This is a genomic window from Polymorphospora sp. NPDC051019, from assembly GCF_040683055.1.
GTDB lineage: Bacteria > Actinomycetota > Actinomycetes > Mycobacteriales > Micromonosporaceae > Polymorphospora > Polymorphospora lycopeni.
This window is the reverse complement of sequence record NZ_JBFBCH010000035.1, coordinates 15812-36664: the sequence shown is the minus strand read 5'-3', so window position 1 is coordinate 36664 and position 20853 is coordinate 15812. Positions and strand designations below refer to the sequence as shown.

Here is a 20853-nt window from a genome sequence, read left to right as displayed (position 1 = left end):
ATCTATCTGGTCTCGCTCGGCGAGACGCGATGCCAAGGAAGCTCCCGCAACCCCGAGAACGGCTCCTGCTGCGAAAGAGACAGCCAGGGTCTGCCATCTGGGTTCTCTGTTTCTCTTGTATGCCACGGATCACCGGCCCTCTCGGAACTCGCTGCCACTGCGCTCATTGTTCATGCCGCCCCACGCGCCGACCGGCATATTGAGAAACTTGCAGGATTCGACGGGAGGGCGACTCGCCTTTCCTGCCTTCCTGCCCTCTGTCGCCGGTGTCCGGCACCCTCGGTGGGCGAATGCTGTCCCCACATTCGGGTAGACGCTGCCGTCCACAGGGCGAGGTCTAACCGGCGAGAGGGAGTTTGAATGGCGGCGCGGAGTGGCTCAGGATCCCCGCCCGGTCCGGCGGCCCGGAAGGCCCACCAGGCCCAGGCCGAGGCGACCCAGGTTGGTCGAGAGGCCGCACACGCCGGGCAACAGGTCGCCCAGCAGGCGGCGGACCAGGGCAAACAGGTTGTCGCCGAGACTCGGCGGCAGACACGCAACCTTGCCCGGGAAGCTACCGCCCAGATGCGGGAGCAGGCGGAACAGCAGCAGAAGCGGGCCGCCGGAGGGCTCCGGGCACTCGGTACACAACTCGAGTCGATGGCGGACAGCAGCGAACAGGACGGCGTGGCCAGCGAGGTGGTTCGCCGAGGAGCCGAGGCGGTGAACCAGGCCGCGGGCTGGCTGGAGGAGCGTGAGCCCGGTGCCGTCGTGCAGGAGGTACGCGACTACGCACGACGACATCCCGGGATCTTTCTCGCTGGCGCCACGGTGGCTGGCCTGCTTGTTGGCCGGTTCGGCCGCGCGCTCACCTCCAGCGCCAACGTCACCAGTCAGCAACCCTCGGTGAACCAGCCGCCGCCCGCCGGGCAGCAGACCGAGGCGCCACACACGCGACCACGGGGGCCCGGTAGAGCATCGACCACCACCGGGCCCACCAGCAGGGAGGCGTGCTGATGAGCGACTCGGCCCGCCAGGGTTCCAGCCACACCGCCGAACGGTCCGAAGCGTCGATCGGTGAGTTGCTCGGCGAGGTCAGCCGGGACTTCTCGATGTTGCTGCGGCAGGAGGCCGAGCTGGCCAAGGCCGAATTCCGTGAAGAAGCACGCTCGGCCGGCACGGTCGCGGCGATGTTCGGCGGTGCGGCATTGGCGGGACTGCTGGCCGTGCTCTTCCTGTCCTGCGCGCTGTGGTGGGGTCTTTCCAATGTCATGGACCAGGGATGGGCTGCGCTGATCGTCGCGGTGATCTGGGCGCTGATCGGGAGCGTCCTGCTCAGCCGAGCCCGTAACCGGATGAAAACGATACGCCCACTACCGCGCACGACGCAGACCGCCCGCGAGATACCGGACGCGGTCAGGGGCCGCTGACCAGCATTGAAAGGGGATCGACATGTCCGATGACCCGGACCGGATTCGCCAGGACATCGAAGCCACCAGGGCCGAACTGAGCAGCGACGTTGACGCGCTTACCTACAAGGTCAATCCGAAACGGGTGGCATCGGAACCGGTACACCGCGCACGGAGCCGACTCGTCCAGATCAGGGAGAAGGTGATGGGCACCGCGAGCCACGCCCAGGACACCGCCAGCCAGCGAACCACCGCGGCAACCCACCGCGTCTCGGGCGCGGCCCAGGACGCCACTCACCGGCTCTCCGGAGCGGCGCACCACGCCTCGGACATGGCCGCCGAGGCAGCGCACGACACGTCCGACATCGCCTCCAACCTGGCCCATCAGGCATCCCACGCCACGGCCTCGGCGGCAGCCCAGGTCCGCCGGGCTCCTGCGGCAACGTTGCACCGTGCCGAAGGAAGCCCGCTGGCCGCCGGCCTGATCGCCTTCGGCGTCGGGCTCCTCGTCTCGGCGCTCATCCCGCCCAGTCACCAGGAACAGCGAGTGGCAGGTCAGGCGAAGCAGAAGGCCTCGGAGCACGCGGATCAGGTCAAGCAGGAGGTCGGCGGGATGGCACACCAGATGCAGGACAACCTGCGACAACCGGCGCACCAGGCAGCGGAATCAGTCAAGGGTGCAGCGACACACGCCGCCTCGACGGTACGCGAACAAAGCACAGCAGCGGCTCACCACGTTCAGGACGAGATGCAACAGAGCAGGACCGACCTCCAACACTAGGACCCCTGCACCGGGCTGCCTCCATCTCGCCAAGGCCCAACGCGACGGTGCCCCTCGCTGGCCCGTCGACGGCGACGGGAGACGGCCGGAATGCGACGTCGACTCAGCGAACCGACATCCATGCGATCGACGGTGACATGGTGCTCAGCACGGTTCCGACTGCATCTCGGCTCCGGAGTCCTGGGGGCGCTGCTAAGGGTCGGGTGGCCGGAGGGAGTCTCACCCTCCGGCTCCCACAGAACCGTGCGTAACGGTCTCCCGTTACACGGCTCTTGTCATCCTGATCACCAGAACGTCGGTGTCCATGTCCAGTGCGCGAAGAGCCTGGGGTGCCGGAACGTGTCAAGGGATTGAGGCCAGCGGCAGTTAAGCGGCTTCGGGTACGGGCTTCGCTTCCTGGTCGGGTTTGTTGATCCAGACCTGTTCGGGCAGGTCGAGGATCTGGGGTAGGAGTCGGGTGGTGCTGAACCGTTCCGGGTGCGCCGCCCGGGCCGGGGAGTGTCAAGTTAACGGCCCTGTCTCACATTCGGTGGTGACGGAGCGTGCTGCTATCCGAGGAGGATGCGGTGGCGGAGCAGGGTGAAGCCTGCTCGTCCGTGCATTTGGCGTGCGATCCGTTTGGTCTTGGTGTTGACGCCTTCGGTGGGGCCGTTGCTGTAGGGAAGCGTGAGTGCCGCGTTCACGGCGTCCCGGTCGCGGTCCAGGCCCCGGGCGAAGGAGCGCAGGTGGGGTAGATCGGTTGTGTGGATCTGGCCGATCCAGAGCGAGAGCCGGTCGGTGTTTCCTTCGCGGGGCGTGAGGAGTTGGGCGAAGTCCGCGATGTTGGCGGCCAGTTGGGTCATCTCGGGGCAGGCCGCGGTGAGCCGTGCCAGAAGATCTCGATGTTCGGGTTTGAGGTTGTCGGGTCTGGTGAGGAGCATCCGGGCGAGCCGGCGTGGGGAGATGTGGCTGCGGTCGGCGTCCGCGCGGCCTTGGTTGATGTACTTGTGCAGGAGGTTCAGGCAGCCGGTGTAGCCGAGGGCCTTGATCTGTTCGAAGAGGTGCGTGATGGGGACGGCGGGGTCCTCGGTCCGGCGTTTGCGTAGGGGCTCGCGGTAGGGGTCGACGAGGCTGGCGCGGTACTTGGGGACGCGGAGCATCCGTTCGGGTCGGTCGGCTCGCGCGTAGCGTTTGACGGTGTTCAGGGCCAACTGCAGGCGGCGGGCGCATTCGAGCAGGCCCACGCCCTGGTCGAGGAGGCTGTGGACCTGGTGCCAGCGATCCAGGGTGGTTCGGGCTCGGGGTCCGTCGTAGATGGGTGCGTCCAGCACGGCGGCCCAGCAGGTGCTGTGTGCTTTCACCGTGCTCAGTGCGGCTTCGCACAGGTTGTGCCACAGGTGCCACCTGTCGGCGACCTGCACCGCGTCGGGCAGGGCGCGACGGATGGCCTCAGCGTAGGTAGCGGAGCCGTCACGGCACACGACCTCGACGCCCGGATGCCCGCGTAGCCAGGCTTCGAGGGTGTCGGCGGTGCGGTCGGGCAGCACGTCGATCCGTTCATGTGTCTCGGCGTCGATCACCACCGTGGCATAGCGGTGCCGCCGGCGCAGAGCGAAATCGTCCACCCCGATCACCCGGGGCGTGCGCCCGGCGGGCAACGGGATGCGCAGCAGGGCGCGCAGGGCCGTGTGGCGGGACAGGTTCACCGCGAGTACCGCCAGCAGACGTGCCCCCGCCCGGCCCGCCAACTCCTTGACCACAGCCGCGACGTGCCTGGACAGGCGGATCGTGCGTCGCTGGTAACGCTCCAGCACCCGGGCATCTGCTCGCGGAACGTCTGCCGGCAGCCCCGCGTGGGGGCACACCAGGCGCCGAACCCGCACACGGACCACCACCCGCCGTCCGTCGACCGGCACGTCGGCCACCGTCCGCAGGTGAAATCCGTGCACCCGCCCCGACGACGCCCCGCACACCGGACAGACCGCGGTCCCTTGTGGAGTCCGTGCCCGCACCACGATCTGCTCGCCCTCGTCGGCCACATCCTCTATGAACAGCGGAGAAAGACCCGAGAACATCTTCTGCACACGCACGTTGACATCCAACACGCGAACGTCAACGCCCTCACGACTCTCCGTCACCACCGAATGTGAGACAGGGCCAAGTTAACGGCTCTGGCACGAAGTTGGTGAATCGGACCGGCCCCGGTGCTCGGGTCTGGTCCGATGTGGATGGCCATGGTCGTGGTGTGATCATGGCCTGGAAGGGCTGCTGCCTCATCTTGCGGCCCTGCGGATCAGGAGCGTACGTGCCGAGGGGCGGCCGGTCTGGCTGGATGCCGACGTTTCGGCTGGTGGCGCGCGGTGTCCGGACTGCGGGTCACAGTCGGCGCGGGTGCACAGCCGGTACCGGCGGGTCCTGGCAGGCCCGGGGATCGGTGGCCGGCAGACGCTGCTGCGGGTGCATATCCGGCGGTTCTTCTGCGATGACACCGCCTGTGGCCGGCGGACGTTCGCGGAGCAGGTACCGGGTCTGACGGCACCGTATGCCCGCCGTACTCCGCTGTTGTGCGGCATCCTGGAGAAGATCACGCTGGCTCTGGGAGGCCGGGTGCGCGGATGACGCGCCTGCTGGCCGTCGGGGTGTCCGGCACAACCCTGTTGCGGCTGGTCCGGGCGTTGCCGGTGCCCGAGATCGGCACGGTGACGGTGGTCGGCGTCGACGACTTCGCGTTCCGCAAGGGACGCGACTACGGCAGCATCATCGTCGACATGCACACCGGCCGGCCTGTCGACCTGCTGCCCGACCGTCCCGCCGACAGCTTCGCCGCCTGGCTGCGTGCCCACCCGGGCGCCGAGGTGGTCTGCCGTGACCGGGCCAGCGGCTACGCCGAAGGCGCCAGGCTGGGCGCCCCGGACGCGATCCAGGTCGCCGACCGGTTCCACCTGCTCTACAACCTCACCCAAGCCGTCGACCGGGTCGTCCGCGCCCACCGCACGTGCCTGAAGGACCAGCCCGACGCCGAAGCCGTCGCGCAACCGCGCCCGCCAACCGATGGCCGGCAGGGCCGCCGCACCGAGATGACCCGGCGACGGCACACCGAGATCCACACCCTGCACGACGGCGGCCGCCCGCCACGCGCGCATGATCCCGGTGGTCAATGCGCACTGACGGCGGAGGCCGGGGCGAGTTCCGCGTCCGCCTGGTCGACGAGCGCGACTTCCTCCTCGACAAGCGTGACTCGGACCCGGCGCCGGGCGCCCGCGTGACTGACCGTACGCACAGCTGCCCGGCGGAGGCGATGCACCCCACTGCTGCAATGCGATGAAGAGGAGCTTCCGCTGCTCGCCGGCGGGGGCGAGCGTATAGGCGCGGCGTGTGCGCCGGCCGGGTTCCTGATAGGGAGTCTTCTCCATGATCCCGTCGATGAGCGCTTCGTGGAGGCGGGAGCCGACTTCATCGACACGGCTGACACCTACCAGGAGGGCCAGTCGGAGCAACTGCTGGGCGAGTTCATCCAGGCAGATCGCGATGACCTGGTGCTCGCCAGGAAGTTCACGGTCGGTGCCTGCCCCGGCCTCGGCATCTCGCGCACCGGCAACAGCCGTAAGAACCTCGCAACTCAGTCGAGGCGAGTCTGAAGCCGAACCCGCCGGCGTCGACGTCCACGTCCAGGCGCCGCCGCACAGCACGCACCTCGTACGTCCGCTGCCGGCGGGCTGCACGGTCGCGCGCCCGCCGTCGGGCGCTGCACCTGACGACAGGTCCCGCGACCGGCCGGCGGGCAGCCGCCGGTACAACCGTGGGCGGCGAGGTCGGTTCGGCCAGTTCACCGTGGTCAGACGGCCGGCGACCCGCTGCTACCCGGCCGAGGTCAGCGTGTAGCGGACTAGTGATCACTACTGACGATCGAATGGCCATCAGTTGTCATCTCCGGGTGGCCGCTTCACTCCCCGGCATCGCCGGTCAGGAACCGCTGGACGGTCTCGGCGTATCCGGTGGGGATGTGGCCCGTGTCGGCCACAAGGGTGACGACCGCCCCGGGGACCAGATGACGCAGCCGGCGGGCGCTGTGGTGGGAGTCCAGTATCCGGTCCTTCTCTCCGGCGATGAACAGCAGCGGCACATTCAGCCCACGCAACCGGTCATCGCCGAAGACCGGCAGCCGGTCGCGCCGGGGCCGGTAGCTCTTGTGGACAAGCCACAGGTAGTCGTCGAAGGCCTTCAGGGTGGCGGCCATGGGCCCCGAGACCGGCGCCCCGGCAGGGCCGAGTACGTACCGCATCCCCGCACGCTGACCACGCTCGCCGAACGGCATGAGGAACAGCGACGTGATGATCGCGCCGTACCTCTGGCGCCCGATGCCGGCGGGCACGAGTAGTACGAGCTTCGTGACCCGCTCCGGTCGACGCAGGGCATAGTCGAGCGCCATCCATCCGCCCAGCGACGTGCCCACGACTGCCGCCTGGGTGACACCGAGCCCGTCCCACACATCGTCGAGCCACGTTGCGTAGGCGTCGGAGTTGGGAGATGGCCGGGACGGTGCGCTCAGGCCGGGCTCGCCGATGACGTCGACGCTGTACACCCGGTGCGACCGCGCCCAACTTTCCACATCGCCCAGCCAGGCCGCCGAGTTGAAGCCGGCACCGTGCAGAAGGACGATCGGCGGGGCGTGTTCGTCGCCGCAGGCAACGACAAACGTGTCGCCCTGGCGGGTGGGAAGCACCGACTCCGTCGACGGAACGGGCCAGCCGTCCAGGAACACGCGGTAGCGCTCCTCGACCGCGCGGCGTGCGTCGTCGGAGCGGTAGATCGAGGTCACCACTCCACCTCCGCGAAGCTGCTGACAAGGCTGACCACGGTGTTCTCGGCGCTGCCGACGGCCACGAACCCGGTGCAGCGGCGTTGGGAGTCACGAACGGTACGGGGGTGTGGGCCGCGCATGGCGGCCATGTTCTCGGCTGGGGAAAACACCGTCACTGACACCTGTCGCAGTCTGCTCTAAAAGACTCTGTTGCGCAACCCTAAAGGTCTTATAGGGATGTTTAGGGAACCCCTTCCCGTCACGCCCTTCATGTCAGACGCAGACGCGAACGAGGCTGCCGATCGGGCCGGCGCCGGAGCCGACGCGCTGCACCAACCTTCCTCAAGGTCCACTCACGTCGCCACGGGCGTGCCGACCATGTGTTCAACCAGTCGTGGAGTGGCGAGCACCGTGGCGTTCCACCGGTGGAGCGTCGCGGCGGCGGCTAGATCGCCGGCACAGGCATCTCGGTAGGGCCCAGGCGCTCCACGACAGTCGCTGCTCCAGGGGTGCGACCGGTTGTCCAGTTCGGTCAGCTCGATCGGTTGACCGGCGCGGCCGGCCGGTGTCAAACACGGTCACGCCGGCGTACCTGATGGCGCGAGGGCCTCGGTGCGCAGGGGTGTCCCTATGGGGTTCGTCAAGCGGCGGGGCGTGGTTGGTAGTGGGCTTTGTCGCGGAGCATGGCGAACAGGACGTCGCAGCGGCGTCGGACGAGGCAGATCAGGGCGGCGTTGTGTCGTTCCCAAAACGCAGCCTCTGGGCGACGGGCATGGGTCGGCCACTGAGCGGGTGGTCGTCGCCGAACTCGCCAACTTCGGCATCGATCATGGCTCAGGCTGGTCTGCTGAGGACGTCGGTAGCTCATCCGCGCCTCAACGCGGCTCCCCCGTAGCTAATCTGCCTGTTCTGGCTGGCGGTGGATTGCGAGCAGCGCGATGTCGTCGATCGGCTCGCGGTTGACCAGTTTGGTCATCACTGTGGAACAGACCGTTTCGGCCGGGCCGGGTTCGACGGCTGCCCGCAGTCGGTCCAGGCCAGTATCGATGAGTTCCCCACGGCGTTCGACCAGACCGTCGGTGTAGCAGAGCAGGACGGCGCCGTCCGGGAAGTCGATCACTGTCGTACGGCGCGATCGTCCGCCGTCGAAGCCCAGCGGATGGTCAACCGGCAGCGACAGCAGTTCAGCCGGCCGGTCCCGGCTGACAAGGACCGGCGGCGGATGGCCCGCCACCGAGAGGTGAACGCAATCGCGACCCGGCGGCAGCATGGCGTAGATAGCGGTCGCGAGGTGACCAGCCTCGAAATGGCGGATCTTGCGGTCGAGACGGGTGAGTACCTCGGCCGGATCGGCACATTCCAGCGCGTACGCGCGCAGCGCGCTGCGTAGGCGCCCCATCACGACGGCGGCGTGTAGTCCGTGGCCGGCAACGTCGCCGATCACGACGCCTAGCCAGCCGGACGGGAGTGAGAATATGTCATACCAGTCCCCGCCGACGCCGGTGTCGTGTCCTGGAAGGTACCGGGCCCCGAGGTCGACCCCAGGGACCGTAGGTAGCCGCGGCGGTAGCAGGCTGCGTTGCAGCGCGAGCGCGGCGGCGCGGTCGAGGTGGCTCAGTCTGGCCTGGGTGGCCTGGGTGGCTCGGTCTGCTGCGAGTTGCAGTAGACCGATGTCGTCACTGCTGAACTTGCGGGGACGACTGCCGCCGACCTGCAGCACGCCGATGACGTCGGTGCCAGCGATCATCGGCACTGCGAGCAGCGATCGCAGTGCCGGCGCGGAGGCCGGGCCGGGCAGCTCACCTGGTTCGGCCTGCTCGACGACGACCGGCAGCCGGTCCCGGAGGACGCGGCCGGCGGTTCCCTGCCCGACCGGGACCCGTACGTCGATGCCACCACCGTGCGCCGACCCAGACACTGCGACCTGGACCAACTGCTGGGCATGCGCGTCGAGTTGCAGGAGGGTGGCGACGTCCACCTGCAGGATTCGTCGTACCCGGTCGAGTAGTTCCGTCAGCATGTGACCGACCTCCATCTGGGACAGGCTGGCGTCGACCACCGCCTCCATTCGGCGTAGCCGTTCGTCGTCACCCAAGCCGCTCGTCGTCACCCGCACAGGGTATGAGAGGCCTCGTCGTAGTAGAAGGCGGTACCTGAGCCGAGCAGGCGGTCAGCCTGCCCGGACATTTTGGGGGCAGCCAGGCGATGCGCGAGCCGGTAACGGTCGAGGGACATACCACCACGCCCGGTAGCGACAGCCTCTAGCTACGCGCGTCCTTGTAGAAAATCTATGTGTGAGTTGGTAGACATGCTCGCCGTCGTCGGTTACGGTTTCTCGGGTTGAGAGCGAAGGAACGACAAAAGACGCGGACGAACCCGCCCCGACGAGGCGAGGGAGCAGGGGCCAGCAAGCCACACGGCCCTGCTCGGCACGAGAAGTGCCACGCAGTTGAACGACAGCATCACCAGCACCTCGTAGTTGAAGTGGAAGTTCAGTACGGCAGTACCCCGGGGATTAGGCATGCTCCCGGGCGCACCGAAGTGGCGGGGCCGACGTCAGGTTTCAGGGTCCCGCTGCTAGCAATAACCGGTCCGTCGCACGTGTACGGGGCCATGAAGTCGTGTGAGGTTCCGACACCGGCGGACGGCGCGTAAGTACGAGTAGAGGAAGTCAGAGGAAAGGGAGGGCCGTACACACCGTTGGATCGCCCGCTGCCGGCCGCAATCGACTGGGCTGGGCGCGGACACCGTTGTCTCCATCGAACGAGAGGTGGTCTCCGGTCACGCTTACGCGATCCCCGCACACGAAGCCGACTCGCGCGGCTGGTGCGGATACGACACGCCGGCTTTCTGTCGGTGAATGGTGTTTTTGACCCGTAACCCTTGGGCCCCGGCGCTGCGGCGCCGGGGCCCTCGTGATGGAGGTGTACATGACACAATCGGATGACAGGCTCGACGACGAGGATTACCCGGCCTACACGATGGGTCGCGCGGCGGAGATCGTCGGCTGCTCGCCGGACTTCCTGCGCCGGCTCGGCGAGGCGAAACTGATCGATCCGTACCGCTCCGGCGGCGGCCACCGCCGCTACTCCCGATACCAACTGCGCCTGGCCGCCCGCGCCCGCGAGATGTGCGACCAGGGCACCGACATGGCGTCCGCCGTACGGATCATCATCCTCGAAGACCAACTCGAGGAAGCCCTGCGGCACAACCAACAGCATCCCGGCTGACCACACCCGACCCGGCGACAGACCGGGCGACGCAACCGCCACACGGTCCCTCCCCTCAGGGCAGGGGCCGTTCGTCGTCACCGCCCGCAGCCCCGGCCCCGTGCCGCAGACGCCCGGACGGGCGCAACGACTCGTCCCAGCCGCCATCGCGCACTAGCCGGTCCGCCCGCGCCGTGATGTCGTCCGCCTGCACCAGCACCGCGTCGCCCAAAGCCCGCAACCGCGTGGCCCTCTGCCCGCGCGGCGTCGCCGCGGCACTGGAATACAGGATCGCCGCAGCCTGTCTCAACTGCTCAGCCGTTGCCCGCATCACCGCAGCGGTACGCGCCCGTTCCTGACAGTGCGCCCGGTACCCGGCATCCACCCACTCACCGGTACCCCGCCAGGCGAGCGTCATATCCTCAGCATGCCACCCGACAGGACAGCCACGCTGGATGGGCGCCGGCACAGGATGCCGCGTCTGCGGATGGGCCCGCGAACCGTGTCGCGGAGGCATGGTCCTCCTGCGATCACGTGAGGCATGTCGGCGCTGGAGTTGATCGAGCACGGCCGTCCGGAGGACGGTGTCGATGACCCGGTGTGCGGCGCAGTGCGACGCCCCGAGGGGAAGCTGAAGTGGATCTTCGTAAGAGGTTGGCACTCGACGCGAAGGAGTGCTAAAAAGGACCCGTCGCTGCTGGTCGATCGCGGTGATGCACCGCGGGAAGCCTGCAGTGGCTCGGCAGAATTGATCTTTGGCCGAGTGCCACGTGTCCGCCGGAAGGCCCGGCGGACGGCTCTGGAGGAGGTATCCGTGGTGCTGACTTTCGATCCTTTCCGCGAGTTCGACCGCGTCGCCGGTCAGGTGTTCGGTACCGGTACGGCCATCGCAGGCGCCGCTACCCAGGCGATGCCGCTGGATCTCTACCGCTCCGGTGACCACTACGTCCTGCACTGCGACCTCGCCGGCGTCGATCCCGGCTCGGTGCAGGTCGACGTCGACCGGCGGGTGCTGACGATCCGCGCCGAGCGTTCCGCCCGTACCGACGACGACGTGCAGTGGGTCCGTCGGGAACGACCGACCGGCACCTTCGAGCGGCGGATCGCCCTGGGCGACGGGCTGGACCTCGACAAGATCGCCGCGACCTGGCAGGACGGGGTCCTCACCCTGACGATCCCGCTCGCCGAGGCGTCCAAGCCGCGCCGTATCGCGATCACCGCCACCGACGGCCGCCGGCACGAGGTCGTCGAAGGTTCCGCGACGCCCGTCCTCACCAAGTCCTGACCACCTCCACACCGCCACGGCCGGGGGCGAGAGGTTGCTCTCGCCCCCGGCCGGCCCGAAACCGCGACCTGCCTGCGGGTTGGTGCTCGATCTGCCTGGTGCACTGGCTGCGCTGGTCTGTCCGATCGCCCTCGACACGGCGAGTTCAGGACTGAGATGCGTTGAGTACTGTGCTGATCGAGGCAGTGACGCAACCACCTCTCCACGGTCCAGCCGCCAGCTGTGCGCTGGCCCTGGTCGAGGCGAGCCACTGGTCGCGCGCCCGTCGGGCGGCGGCCTAGGGCAGGTAGCCGCCCGGGCACGCGTACGGAGCGGCCGGCCATGTGGGTGCCGCAGCGGGAGCGATGACGCGCATCCCTTTGGTCTCCTTCCGGTAGAGGCATGGGTCAGCGGGCGTCGCGGTGGGCGTCCCGGACCTCGCGGGGAATCGGGCCGTAGCTGAGGTGCTGGCGCTGATGCGGGACTTCCTGGACCGCGTCCACCCGTAGCAGCGCCCAGTCCCGGTCAACGTCATCGATAACTGGATCGACCAGGTCGGCGTGGTCCCCGCCTGGCGGGCCGGCGGGTCGGAGCCCACCGGTGACAAGCGGGCCGACCGACTGGTCGCGTTGCGTAATGTGCCTGAACTGATCGACCAGTTGCGGTTCGGGAGCTCGGATCGGTCACTGTTTCCGGGATGCCGCACGTCTACCGGACGGGGCGAGGATGGCCTCCGCGACCACTGCGGTCATGTCGGTAGCGGGCGTCCGCGCGTTCGGGGGTGGGGGCACCGTCGGCGAGGAGCGCCGTCAAGGCGGCGGTAGCCGGCGGCGGTAGCCGGGAAGCTGGCGGAGGTGACCTGGACGCCGAGCGCGGTGATCACCGCGGCGACGTGGGCGTCCTTGTGGGTGTCGATGCCGAGGATGATCTCCTCGCCGGTCGGGTCGGGCGCGCTGTCGGCGGTGGTGGCTGGCATGCTGGGCATGGACTGTTCGTCTCCTGCTGGCTTGGGACGGCGGATGGCCATCGCCAGGCCGGCAGGGCGGTCAGAACTGTGATGGTGCCCTTGTTCGCAGCAAGGCCCCTATCGGGACACGCCCTACCGGTCTGGTGACAGCAGGCCCTCCCGCGAGCCACAGTCGACAGATCGGACCGAAGGCATCGACTGAGCCGGTTGCGTTGCGGGTCAGACCACGGCCCACGGAAGCACGGCTCCTACGATCTCAGAACCGCACCATCACACTCACAGTTCACCTATGTGTCTCGATTTACCGCAGTCAGCGGCTGGCGCCGTCGAGCGCGGCGAGTTCGTCGGTATCCAGAGCCAGCCCCGCGAAGGCGATGATCTCGGTCAGCTGGGCCGGCGTGCGGGCACTCGCGATGGGAGCGACAACCGTCGGCTGGTGGGCAAGCCAGGCGAGGGCCACCGCGCCGAGCGCCACCGCACGCCGGTCGGCGATCGCCCTCAGGGCGTCGATCACCCGCTCCCCGCCGCGTTCCCGGTACCGGTCTGCGGCCGCCCGGCGGGGGCTGGCCGGCGCCAACCCGCTGCTGTACTTGCCGGTCAGGTACCCGCTCGCCAGGCCGTAGTACGGGAAGCATGCCAGGCCGTGCCGGGCCACCACGGCCCGCAGATCCGTCTCGTACGCCTCCCGCTCGACCAGGTTGTAGTGGGCCTGCAAAGCGACGAACGGCGCCCAGTCGTTGGCGGCCGCGGTCTTCAGCGCCTGGTCCAGCCGTTCGGCGCCGTAATTGGACGCGGCGACGTACCGGACCTTGCCTGCCCGGACCAGGCTGTCGAAGGTCTCCAGCGTCGCCTCGAGCGGGGTCTCGGTGTCGTCGAGGTGGGCGTACAGCAGGTCGACGTAGTCGGTGCCGAGCCGGCGTAGTGAGTCGTCGACCGCGGCACGGACGGTCGCCGGCGCCAGCCCTTCCATGCCTGGCATCCGGCCGCACTTGGTCGCGATCACCAGCTCACCTCGGTCGACGCCGGTGGCCAGCCACCGTCCGATGATCGTCTCCGATTCGCCGCCCACGTTGCCGGAGACCCATGAGGAGTACTGGTCGGCCGTGTCGACGAAGTTGCCGCCGGCCGCGACGTACGCGTCCAGCACGGCCCGGGACTGCGGTTCGTCGCAGGTCCAGCCGAGGACGTTGCCGCCGAAGCAGAGCGGCGCGACCCGAAGGTCGGTGCCGGCGACGGGCAACCGTGCGGCGAGGGCGTTGCGATCAGACAAGAGTCCGTCCTCCGTCGACGTGGATGACCTGGCCGGTGATGTAGGCCGATCGGGGCGAGGCCAGCAGGGCGACGACGCCCTGCACGTCCTCTACCAGGCCGAGGCGCCCGGCCGGGACGAGCCCGGTGAGCGCGTTCTCGACCCCCGGCTTGGCGAGATGGCCGATGGTCAGACCGGTCGGTGTGTAGCCCGGCGCGATCGTGTTCACGGTGACGCCGGCCGACGCCCACTCGTGGGCCATGACCCGGGCGAACTGGTTGAGCGCCCCCTTTGAGGCCGCATAGGCGCCGTGGTCCCGGTGCGCCAGCGTCCCGGCCACTGACGAGAAGAGGATGAGCCGGCCCTGGCGCCCCGCCGTCATGATCGCGCCGGCGGCCTGTGCGAAGTGGAACGCCGAGTCGAGGTTGACCGTGAGCAGGTGCCGCCAGGCGTCTGCGGTGACGGACAGGATGGGCTGCCGGTCGTTGACGCCGACCGCGTGGACGGCGACGTCCAGCCCACCCAGCCGGGCGGCCATCTCGTTGACGGCGGCGCGCGTGGCTTCCCGATCCGTCAGGTCGACCTGCCGGGTCGGCAGACCCGGATGGGCGGTCGCCAGCTCGTCGAGGGTGTCCGCCGACCGGTCGAGGGCGGCGCAGACGCAGCCTAGCTCGGCGAGAGCCTCGATCACCGAGCGGCCGAGCCCGCCCACACCGGCGACCAGGACCCGCCGTCCGGTCAGTCCCCACCAGTCGGCCGTCACCGGGCCCCCTCGGCCGAGGCGATCATCCCCGTGACCGCGTCGAGGCTCGCTACGCACCATTCCTCCAGAAGCTCCGGGCTGGTGAACGGGTCGATCGTCAACCAGCCGTCGTATCCGTCCGCGACCAGTCGGTCGATCAGGGCGGGCCAGCCGACGGCGCCCTGGCCCACGACGACGGTCAGGAAAGGCCCTTCGAGCCCGTCGACGAAGAGCCGCCGCGCCTCGGGCCGGTCGCGATGCGCTTCTTCGAAGCGGACGCAGTCCTTGGCGTGGACGCCTCCGATGTACGCCCGCAACCGCTCGTACGCCTCCGGGAACGCCGGCTCGCCGACGGCCACGAAGTTCGCCGGGTCGTAGCAGACGCGCACGCCGTCAGGTCCGGTTCGCCGGGCGAGCGCTTCGAGACTTTCCACGGATCGCGAGGCGTTGACGCCGTACACGTCCTCGCCGCGCTGGTCCAGGTTGTTCTCCACCAGGACCGTGAGGGAGCGGCTCGCGGCCTCGTCGAGCAGTGGCGCGAGCTGGTCGGCCAGGATGTCGACGGCCTCGCCCCGGGTACGCACGTCGGGCGTGGCGCAGTACACCTGGATCGCCGGCGCGCCGAGCGCCACGGCGTCGTCCATGGCCGCGACGACGACGCGCCGGGCGTCGTCGGGCCGCGTGGCGCCGCCGAGCCGGATCTGCTTGCTCGGCACGTTCACGCAGCAGACGCTCATCCCCGCGTCGTCGAGCATGCGCCGGTAGCTGCCGGCCGAATGCGTGCCGCGGTTCCAGGGCCAGTAGTCGATGCCGGTCACGCCGAGGCGGCCGGCGAATGCCAGCAGATCTTCGGCGGAGTAGCCGTCGAACGAGAATCCGGACAGTGCGATCCGCGGGCTCACCGGGTCACCTCCGCGTTCAGGTCGGCGAGGACCTCCAGGCCGGTGGAGACGAGCCGCTTCTCCCATTCGGTTGTCGGCCCGGCCGGCCGCAGGTAGTTCTGGTGCGACTCGATCTCGTACCCGCCCTGCTCGAAGGCGGCCGCGGTGGGCACATAGAACAGCACGCCGTTCGTGTAGCCGCTGACCAGCGTGGTGCGGAAGGGAGAACCGGCCCGGATCTGGAGCCCGATCTCCACGAACAGCTCGGCCGGTATGCCGATCAGCGCCAGGTCTCCGATCCGGATGCCCTGGACCTCAACGTCGACCGTGAGCGTTCTTTCGCGCCGTGCGGCCTCCATCTGCATCCGGGTCCAGATGACCCGCCGCCGCGCCCGCAGCCGGCTCGGCAGGTCGGACTCCTGGCTCCGCACGGCGTCGAGGTTTTCGACGGCCGCGGCGTACTCGGCGGCGGCCTCGTCGGGGGCCGGCAGCTCGCGCAGTGGCAGCGTGACCGTGGTCGAGATGCTGGCCACGACCGGGTCGGTGTGCCGGGCGTCCTGGTACACCCAGCCGGTGACCGACGAGTTCGAGGTTGACGAGCGCCAATGCACCCGGTGGTCGCGGACTCGGTGCTCGATGAGCCGCTGGTACACGCGGACTGCTTCGCAGCCAAGCTCGGTGCCGAGCCGGTCGGCCTCGCGGACCCCGTCGTCGCCGGTCACGATGCCGCACAGCGGGTCGATGTCGCCGGCGCAGCCTTGCAGGAAGAGAGCCGTCGCGCCGGTGAGCCGCTCGGTGACCTCGCGGGCCGCGCCGACGTAGTCGGGCGAGATTAGGCCGGACTTGGGGCCGAGCACGTCCGGGTGGCAGGAGTAGTGCACCACCGCCGCGATCGGCCGGCCGCCGACCTCGTCGAAACGCACGACGCCCACGGTCGGGTCGACGATGCCGTCCGGGTTCTCCCCCAGCAGCAGGTTGCCGTCGGGGCCGACCTCGCGGCGGTTCACGCCGACCGTCACCGCGCCGGTGCCGTGCCCGACGACCGCGGGACGTGCGCCCGCGACCGCGACCGCGCAGATGCCGGCGGCCTTCGCAACGACCCCCCGGAAGTAGACGTCGGCGAGTTCGACCTGATCGGCCTCGGTCTCGGGATCGAACTCCTGGGCGCTGGGCGGCGCCGGTGTCGCGTGCGAGTGGCTGACGTTGACGAAGATGTCCGCCGGGCCGATCCGCTCGACGACGGCGCGGCGGAGGTGCGCGACCTCGTCCGGTGAGAGGTGGATGAGGTCGCAGGCGAGGACGATGACCGTCGTCCGGCCGCCGAGCAGGGCGAGTGCGCTGAGGGTCAGCGGGCGGTCGACCGCCTCCGACGCTCCCTCGCGCAGGGTCCCGGTGAGGCGCATGCCCACCGGCGGGGTGATGTCGGCGCGGGCGACGCCCACGCGCAGGTGAGCGGCGGCGGGGTCGGTGTCTGAGGTCATGGGGATCCGTCCGGGTTCGTCAGAGGGGCGAGGGCGGAGAGCGCGGTGAGCAGGGCTTGGAGGGCGTCTCCCTGGGGCGCCCGCAGCGGGGCGCTCACCTGTGGGGACGCGATGATGCCCCAGTGCCACAACGCGGTCTTGACGGCGCAGATCGCGGTGGCGTTCACGGAGGTCGCGACGGCGTGTGCGGTCAACTGCTCGTACGCGGAGATCGTGTCCACGTCGGCCCGCGTCTGGTCGCCCGGGTTGAAGAACGCCCGGCGGCAGGCGGACGGGGCGACGTTGGCCATCGCCGGCACGACCCCGTGGGCGCCGACGTCGGCCGCGACGTCCACAAGGGTCCGTGTGCCCAGCAGCATCGTGAACCCGTCGGGCCCGACCACCTCGCGGGTGCGGTCCGCGACGCGGCGAAACCACTGCAGGTCGTTCTGCGAGTCCTTGATTCCCTGTAGGACCCCGTCCGCCGCCAGTGCCACGACGCCCGCCGCCTCCAGTGCCGGTCGGACGTTCTGTGGGATGTTGTAGGCGAACAGCGGAACGTCGGCGTGAGCGTCCTTCAGCGCCCGGTAGTGCCCGTCGATCTCCATCGGGCTGTGTGGGTAGTAGAAGGGCGGCGTCGCCGCCAGGGCGTCGGCGCCGGCGCGGATCGCGTCCCGACCGGTGCGGATCGCGAGCGCCGTACCGGGTTGGCTGACGTTGACCACGACCGGAACCCGTCCGGCGACCTCGTCGCAGACCACCTCGACCAGGCGGGTGCGTTCCGCGGCGTCCAGCGCGGCGAACTCGCCGCTGGTGCCGAGCAGCCACAGCCCGTCGGTTTCCGCGGACAGCAGCGCCCGGACGAGACGCCGGGCCGAGGTCTCGTCGACGGTCTCGTCCGGATGCATCGGGGTGACCATCGGCGCGATGACGCCGTGCAGGCGGATGGCGGTCACGCGGCGCGTCCGGTGGTGGTGGGTTTTGGCACCGCCCGGACGGCCGGGAGCCCGTCGAGGACGGCCAGCACGTCGGTGGCGACACCGACGGATACGCGGCGCGCGGCCTGTTCGGTCAGGGCGGCGCTGTGCGGGGTGAGGAGGGTGTTGGGCGCGGAGAGGATCGGGGTGGACGGCTCGGGCGGCTCCTGCGCGAACACGTCGAGCCCGGCCCCGGCGATCGTGCCGTCGGCCAGCGCCGCGGCCAGGGCGTCCTCGTCCACCACGGCTCCCCGGGAGACGTTGATCAGCAGGGCGTGCCGGCGCATCGCCCGAAGCTGCGCGGCGCCGACCAGGTGGCGGGTCTGGGGCGTCAGCGGGACGTGGACGCTGACGACGTCGCTGTGGCGCAGCAGGTCGTCGAGGCTCACCGGCGACGCGGCAGGCCCGTCGGCGCCGGCGGCGCGGAACGGATCGTGGTAGAGCACGCGCATGCCCAGGCCGCGGAGGCAGATGGCCGCGACGGCGCGGCCGATGGAGCCGAACCCGATGACGCCTACGGTCGCGCCGGCCAGCTCGGATCCGCCCAGCGCGTCGCGGGCCGACCAGTCCCGTTCGCGTACCGCGCGATCCTGCCGGTGCAGCCGCCGGGCCAGCGCGAACATCATGGCGATGGTGTGCTCGGCGACGGACTGCGCGTTGAGCCCGGCGGTGTTGACCACGGTGACCCCGTGCTCGGCCGCGGCGTCGAGGTCGACGTTGTCGACGCCGACGCCGTAGCGACCCACCACCTTCAGGCGCGGCGCACGGCGGAAGAACGCCCGGTCGAGCCGCCCCCGGGCACGCAGGATCACCGCGTCGACCTGTTCGGCGTGTTCCAGGAGGCTCGCGGGGTCGACCGACGCCGCGAGCGTGACGGTGGCCCGCTGCTCCAGCAGCCGGTGCCCGTCGGGGTGGATGGGCTCGGAGAGCAGTACGACGGGCCTCATCGCACAATATCCACTGTAGAGCCGGAGCGGACGAAGGACCGCGCGTTCTCCAGTGCCGCCGCGATCGCCCGTCGCCGCACCTGTGGTGCCCCGGCCGCGACGTGCGGGCTGAGGACCACGTTGTCCAGGGCGAGCAGCGGGTGATCGGCAGGGAGCGGCTCGGGGTCGAGGACGTCCAGTCCGGCTCCGGCGAGCGCGCCGCTGGCGAGCGCCTCGGTGAGGGCGGTGAGCTCGACGAGCCCACCGCGGCCGGTGTTCACCAGGATCGCTGTCGACTTCATCGACGCCAGCTCGACGCGTCCGAGCGTGGGACGGTCGCCGCGGGCGTACCGGAGATGGAGGCTGACCACGTCGGAGCGTTCGAGCAGGTCCGGCAGGGACGTGAGGCGTACGCCGTCGGCCCCGGCCGCCCACCGTACGGAGTCCTCGCGGCTCGCTGTGGCGAGCACGTGCATGCCGAACGCGGCGCCGAGCTGGGCCGTCCGCCGGCCGACGGCCCCGAGGCCGACGACGCCGAGCACCCGGGACGCGAGTGTGGTGCCCCAGCAGTCAGGTGGCGGCAGCCCGGCACGGACCCGGCGGTCGGCCTGGAGGAGGGACCGGGTGACCGCGAGTATGAGCGCGAACGTGTGTTCGGCGATCGCGTCGGTGCCGTAGTTGGCGATGTTGCTCACGCGCACGCCGCGGGCGGCGGCACGGTCTACGTCGACGAGGTCCCACACACCGGTGCCGGGGAAGGACAGCAGGCAGCCGCTCGGCACGAGCGCGAGCAGCCGGTCGTCGACGGGCTCGTCCACGCAGAGGGCGGACGGCGGCGCGACCGTCCCCGACTCCAGGAGTGCCCGCAGTGAGTCGTACCCGACGGCCGGCTCGCCCGCCTCGCCGGCCCACGCCGCAGGGACGTAGACGGTGCCCGCGCTCATACCGACCCCGCCATCGCGTCGACGGCGTCCAGCACCTGGGCGACGCCGTCGAGGCTGAGTGGTGTCGCGACGCTCTCGTACCGGTTCTTGGCCATCTCGTCCGGAGGCGACAGGTAGCCGGGGTAGTCGTTGGCGTAGCCGGCGACCCGCAGCAGCGTGTCCGGGGTACGGGTCTGCAGGCGCAGTGCGGTCTCGACGAACGGCTCGCCGGGGATGCCCAGCAGGACCAGGGGGCCGAGGCGCAGCAGCGACACCTCGGTCACCAGGGACCGGGCGGTGCGCCACACCTTGGCGACGGCGGGGCTGTGCGGGATGTGTCGCAGCAGGCGGTCGAGCTGGTCCGCCGGCTTGAGGGGCGCCTCGACGGTCCGGAGCGCGCCGCCGACGCCCTGTCCCGGCCGCAGCGGGCCGGTGGCCGTCACCGCAGCCGTCCGGAGCACCTCGCCGCCGAGTGCCGTGGCGAAGCGGGCCGCTACGGGGATCGAGCGGATCCTCGGGTCCCGGCCACGCCGACCGGCGAGTACGACGTTTTCGCCGTCGGGGTACGGGAAGGCGCGCGGGTTGATGTTGCCGGCCCCGCCGTTGACGAACAGGGCGACCCGGGGACCGCCGGGCACGGCCTCCAGCATCGCCGAGCACAGGCCGGGGAACTCGCCGGAGATCGACCGGTTGTGCGTCCCGACGATCACGGGATGGCAGGCGTACCCGTAGACGAGCGCCAGGCAGGACCCGTCCGCGCCGTCGAAGCGCACCACCGGCACGTCCGGGTCGACCGGTCCTGAGGCGTCCCGTCGGTTGATCGTCAGACCCGCGAGGCGCCCGACGCCGACTCCGGCCGTGGCCGGCTGCCGGCTTCCCACCGCCTCGGCGACCGCCTGTACCACCCCGTCTACGACCGCCGCCGTCACCGACGGGTCGACCGGCTCCCACTGGCCGGTGAAGTCCGGGCCCGAGTGGTTGTGTGTCGCCACGAGCATCACGGAGGTCTCCGGAATCCCGTAGGCGTCCCGGACCCGTCGCCGCACGGTGGCGGTGACCGCGGCGGTGACGACGCAGACGTCCAGCGACACCAGGACCGCCGTGCCGTCGGCGTCCGTCAGTGCCACCGCGCGGGCGTACGTCGGGTCGGCCACGTCGACGAAGTCGCCGGTCCGGCCGATGTACCCGTCGTGGTCGCGTGGGCCACCGTCGATCGGATGGATGACCGGGTATCCGGCCATCGGGACGGCCGACCGGGGCGTGATGTCCACCCGGCCGACCCCCACCTGGAGATTGCTCATCGCCT

22 protein-coding genes are annotated in these 20853 nt (G+C 70.1%); 7 read left to right on the top strand and 15 right to left on the bottom strand.

From position 1 onward, the window contains the following. Positions 1-378 precede the first annotated feature (378 nt). A complete protein-coding gene (locus AB0M79_RS34750; protein ID WP_364222559.1) occupies positions 379-879 on the bottom strand; it encodes a hypothetical protein in 501 nt (166 codons plus the stop codon). A 116-nt stretch (positions 880-995) separates the two neighbouring features. Between AB0M79_RS34750 and AB0M79_RS34745 the strand changes: the two genes are divergently transcribed. Further along, complete coding sequence (locus AB0M79_RS34745; RefSeq protein ID WP_364222556.1) at positions 996-1409, top strand: phage holin family protein; 414 nt, start codon at positions 996-998, stop codon at positions 1407-1409. A gap of 22 nt (positions 1410-1431) precedes the next feature. Next, a complete protein-coding gene (locus AB0M79_RS34740; protein WP_364222554.1) occupies positions 1432-2169 on the top strand; it encodes a DUF3618 domain-containing protein in 738 nt (245 codons plus the stop codon). A gap of 548 nt (positions 2170-2717) precedes the next feature. Here the strand turns inward: AB0M79_RS34740 and AB0M79_RS34735 are convergent. Continuing rightward, complete coding sequence (locus tag AB0M79_RS34735; protein ID WP_364222551.1) at positions 2718-4250, bottom strand: ISL3 family transposase; 1533 nt, start codon at positions 4248-4250, stop codon at positions 2718-2720. A 112-nt stretch (positions 4251-4362) separates the two neighbouring features. On the opposite strand from AB0M79_RS34735, the gene AB0M79_RS34730 reads away from it, so the two are divergent. The 3 genes from AB0M79_RS34730 (at position 4363) to AB0M79_RS34720 (ending at position 5786) form a co-directional block, all read left to right on the top strand. Then, positions 4363-4767: a transposase family protein gene (locus tag AB0M79_RS34730; protein WP_364222612.1), complete on the top strand. Its 405-nt coding sequence runs from the start codon at positions 4363-4365 to the stop codon at positions 4765-4767. After that, complete coding sequence (locus AB0M79_RS34725; protein WP_364222548.1) at positions 4764-5414, top strand: transposase; 651 nt, start codon at positions 4764-4766, stop codon at positions 5412-5414. The genes AB0M79_RS34730 and AB0M79_RS34725 overlap by 4 nt, the downstream gene beginning before the upstream one ends. Before the next feature lie 168 nt (positions 5415-5582). Continuing rightward, entirely contained in the window at positions 5583-5786 is a 204-nt protein-coding gene (locus AB0M79_RS34720; RefSeq protein ID WP_364222545.1) for an aldo/keto reductase, read from the top strand. Between the two features lie 305 nt (positions 5787-6091). Here AB0M79_RS34720 and AB0M79_RS34715 read toward each other — a convergent pair whose 3' ends face one another. The 3 genes from AB0M79_RS34715 to AB0M79_RS34705 form a co-directional block, all read right to left on the bottom strand. Further along, positions 6092-6967: an alpha/beta hydrolase gene (locus AB0M79_RS34715; RefSeq protein WP_364222542.1), complete on the bottom strand. Its 876-nt coding sequence runs from the start codon at positions 6965-6967 to the stop codon at positions 6092-6094. After that, the gene (locus AB0M79_RS34710) at positions 6964-7119 is read right to left on the bottom strand and encodes a hypothetical protein (RefSeq protein WP_364222539.1); all 156 of its coding nucleotides are present in this window, start codon (positions 7117-7119) and stop codon (positions 6964-6966) included. Before AB0M79_RS34710 ends, AB0M79_RS34715 begins: the two co-directional genes overlap by 4 nt. Positions 7120-7844: 725 nt before the next feature. Continuing rightward, positions 7845-9017: a GAF domain-containing SpoIIE family protein phosphatase gene (locus AB0M79_RS34705; protein ID WP_364222536.1), complete on the bottom strand. Its 1173-nt coding sequence runs from the start codon at positions 9015-9017 to the stop codon at positions 7845-7847. A gap of 862 nt (positions 9018-9879) precedes the next feature. Between AB0M79_RS34705 and AB0M79_RS34700 the strand changes: the two genes are divergently transcribed. Then, positions 9880-10179, top strand: a complete 300-nt coding sequence (locus AB0M79_RS34700; protein ID WP_364222533.1) for a MerR family transcriptional regulator — start codon at positions 9880-9882, stop codon at positions 10177-10179. A gap of 55 nt (positions 10180-10234) precedes the next feature. Here the strand turns inward: AB0M79_RS34700 and AB0M79_RS34695 are convergent, their stop codons facing one another. After that, the gene (locus AB0M79_RS34695; protein ID WP_364222530.1) at positions 10235-10576 is read right to left on the bottom strand and encodes a hypothetical protein; all 342 of its coding nucleotides are present in this window, start codon (positions 10574-10576) and stop codon (positions 10235-10237) included. A 123-nt stretch (positions 10577-10699) separates the two neighbouring features. Between AB0M79_RS34695 and AB0M79_RS34690 the strand changes: the two genes are divergently transcribed. Then, positions 10700-11443, top strand: a complete 744-nt coding sequence (locus AB0M79_RS34690) for an Hsp20/alpha crystallin family protein (protein WP_364222527.1) — start codon at positions 10700-10702, stop codon at positions 11441-11443. 727 nt (positions 11444-12170) lie between these two features. On the opposite strand, the gene AB0M79_RS34685 is transcribed toward AB0M79_RS34690, so the two are convergent. The 9 genes from AB0M79_RS34685 to AB0M79_RS34645 all read right to left on the bottom strand — a co-directional run bounded on the left by AB0M79_RS34685 (position 12171) and on the right by AB0M79_RS34645 (position 20848). Beyond that, the gene (locus AB0M79_RS34685) at positions 12171-12407 is read right to left on the bottom strand and encodes a hypothetical protein (RefSeq protein ID WP_364222524.1); all 237 of its coding nucleotides are present in this window, start codon (positions 12405-12407) and stop codon (positions 12171-12173) included. Positions 12408-12699: 292 nt separating this feature from the next. Further along, on the bottom strand, positions 12700-13659 hold the full coding sequence (locus AB0M79_RS34680) for an aldo/keto reductase (protein ID WP_364222521.1): 960 nt from the start codon (positions 13657-13659) through the stop codon (positions 12700-12702). Further along, the gene (locus AB0M79_RS34675) at positions 13652-14401 is read right to left on the bottom strand and encodes an SDR family NAD(P)-dependent oxidoreductase (protein WP_364222518.1); all 750 of its coding nucleotides are present in this window, start codon (positions 14399-14401) and stop codon (positions 13652-13654) included. Before AB0M79_RS34675 ends, AB0M79_RS34680 begins: the two co-directional genes overlap by 8 nt. Next, positions 14398-15282 (bottom strand): sugar phosphate isomerase/epimerase family protein, encoded by an 885-nt coding sequence (locus tag AB0M79_RS34670; RefSeq protein WP_364222515.1) that lies wholly within the window; start codon positions 15280-15282, stop codon positions 14398-14400. The genes AB0M79_RS34675 and AB0M79_RS34670 overlap by 4 nt, the downstream gene beginning before the upstream one ends. After that, positions 15279-16742, bottom strand: a complete 1464-nt coding sequence (locus AB0M79_RS34665; protein ID WP_364222512.1) for a hypothetical protein — start codon at positions 16740-16742, stop codon at positions 15279-15281. Before AB0M79_RS34665 ends, AB0M79_RS34670 begins: the two co-directional genes overlap by 4 nt. Continuing rightward, a complete protein-coding gene (locus tag AB0M79_RS34660; protein ID WP_364222509.1) occupies positions 16739-17677 on the bottom strand; it encodes a dihydrodipicolinate synthase family protein in 939 nt (312 codons plus the stop codon). The genes AB0M79_RS34665 and AB0M79_RS34660 overlap by 4 nt, the downstream gene beginning before the upstream one ends. Next, a complete protein-coding gene (locus tag AB0M79_RS34655) occupies positions 17674-18645 on the bottom strand; it encodes a hydroxyacid dehydrogenase (RefSeq protein WP_364222506.1) in 972 nt (323 codons plus the stop codon). The genes AB0M79_RS34660 and AB0M79_RS34655 overlap by 4 nt, the downstream gene beginning before the upstream one ends. Further along, on the bottom strand, positions 18642-19568 hold the full coding sequence (locus tag AB0M79_RS34650; RefSeq protein ID WP_364222503.1) for an NAD(P)-dependent oxidoreductase: 927 nt from the start codon (positions 19566-19568) through the stop codon (positions 18642-18644). Before AB0M79_RS34650 ends, AB0M79_RS34655 begins: the two co-directional genes overlap by 4 nt. Beyond that, positions 19565-20848, bottom strand: a complete 1284-nt coding sequence (locus AB0M79_RS34645; RefSeq protein ID WP_364222500.1) for a neutral/alkaline non-lysosomal ceramidase N-terminal domain-containing protein — start codon at positions 20846-20848, stop codon at positions 19565-19567. Before AB0M79_RS34645 ends, AB0M79_RS34650 begins: the two co-directional genes overlap by 4 nt. Between the last annotated feature and the right edge of the window lie 5 nt (positions 20849-20853).

Coding starts and splice junctions, on each gene's coding strand:
- AB0M79_RS34745 (WP_364222556.1), top strand. CDS start 996: ATGAGCGACTCGGCCCGCCAGGGTTCCAGCCACACCGCCGAACGGTCC.
- AB0M79_RS34740 (WP_364222554.1), top strand. CDS start 1,432: ATGTCCGATGACCCGGACCGGATTCGCCAGGACATCGAAGCCACCAGG.
- AB0M79_RS34725 (WP_364222548.1), top strand. CDS start 4,764: ATGACGCGCCTGCTGGCCGTCGGGGTGTCCGGCACAACCCTGTTGCGG.
- AB0M79_RS34705 (WP_364222536.1), bottom strand. CDS start 9,017: ATGGAGGCGGTGGTCGACGCCAGCCTGTCCCAGATGGAGGTCGGTCAC.
- AB0M79_RS34700 (WP_364222533.1), top strand. CDS start 9,880: ATGACACAATCGGATGACAGGCTCGACGACGAGGATTACCCGGCCTAC.
- AB0M79_RS34695 (WP_364222530.1), bottom strand. CDS start 10,576: ATGACGCTCGCCTGGCGGGGTACCGGTGAGTGGGTGGATGCCGGGTAC.
- AB0M79_RS34690 (WP_364222527.1), top strand. CDS start 10,700: ATGTCGGCGCTGGAGTTGATCGAGCACGGCCGTCCGGAGGACGGTGTC.
- AB0M79_RS34685 (WP_364222524.1), bottom strand. CDS start 12,407: ATGCCCAGCATGCCAGCCACCACCGCCGACAGCGCGCCCGACCCGACC.
- AB0M79_RS34665 (WP_364222512.1), bottom strand. CDS start 16,742: ATGACCTCAGACACCGACCCCGCCGCCGCTCACCTGCGCGTGGGCGTC.
- AB0M79_RS34655 (WP_364222506.1), bottom strand. CDS start 18,645: ATGAGGCCCGTCGTACTGCTCTCCGAGCCCATCCACCCCGACGGGCAC.
- AB0M79_RS34650 (WP_364222503.1), bottom strand. CDS start 19,568: ATGAGCGCGGGCACCGTCTACGTCCCTGCGGCGTGGGCCGGCGAGGCG.
- AB0M79_RS34645 (WP_364222500.1), bottom strand. CDS start 20,848: ATGAGCAATCTCCAGGTGGGGGTCGGCCGGGTGGACATCACGCCCCGG.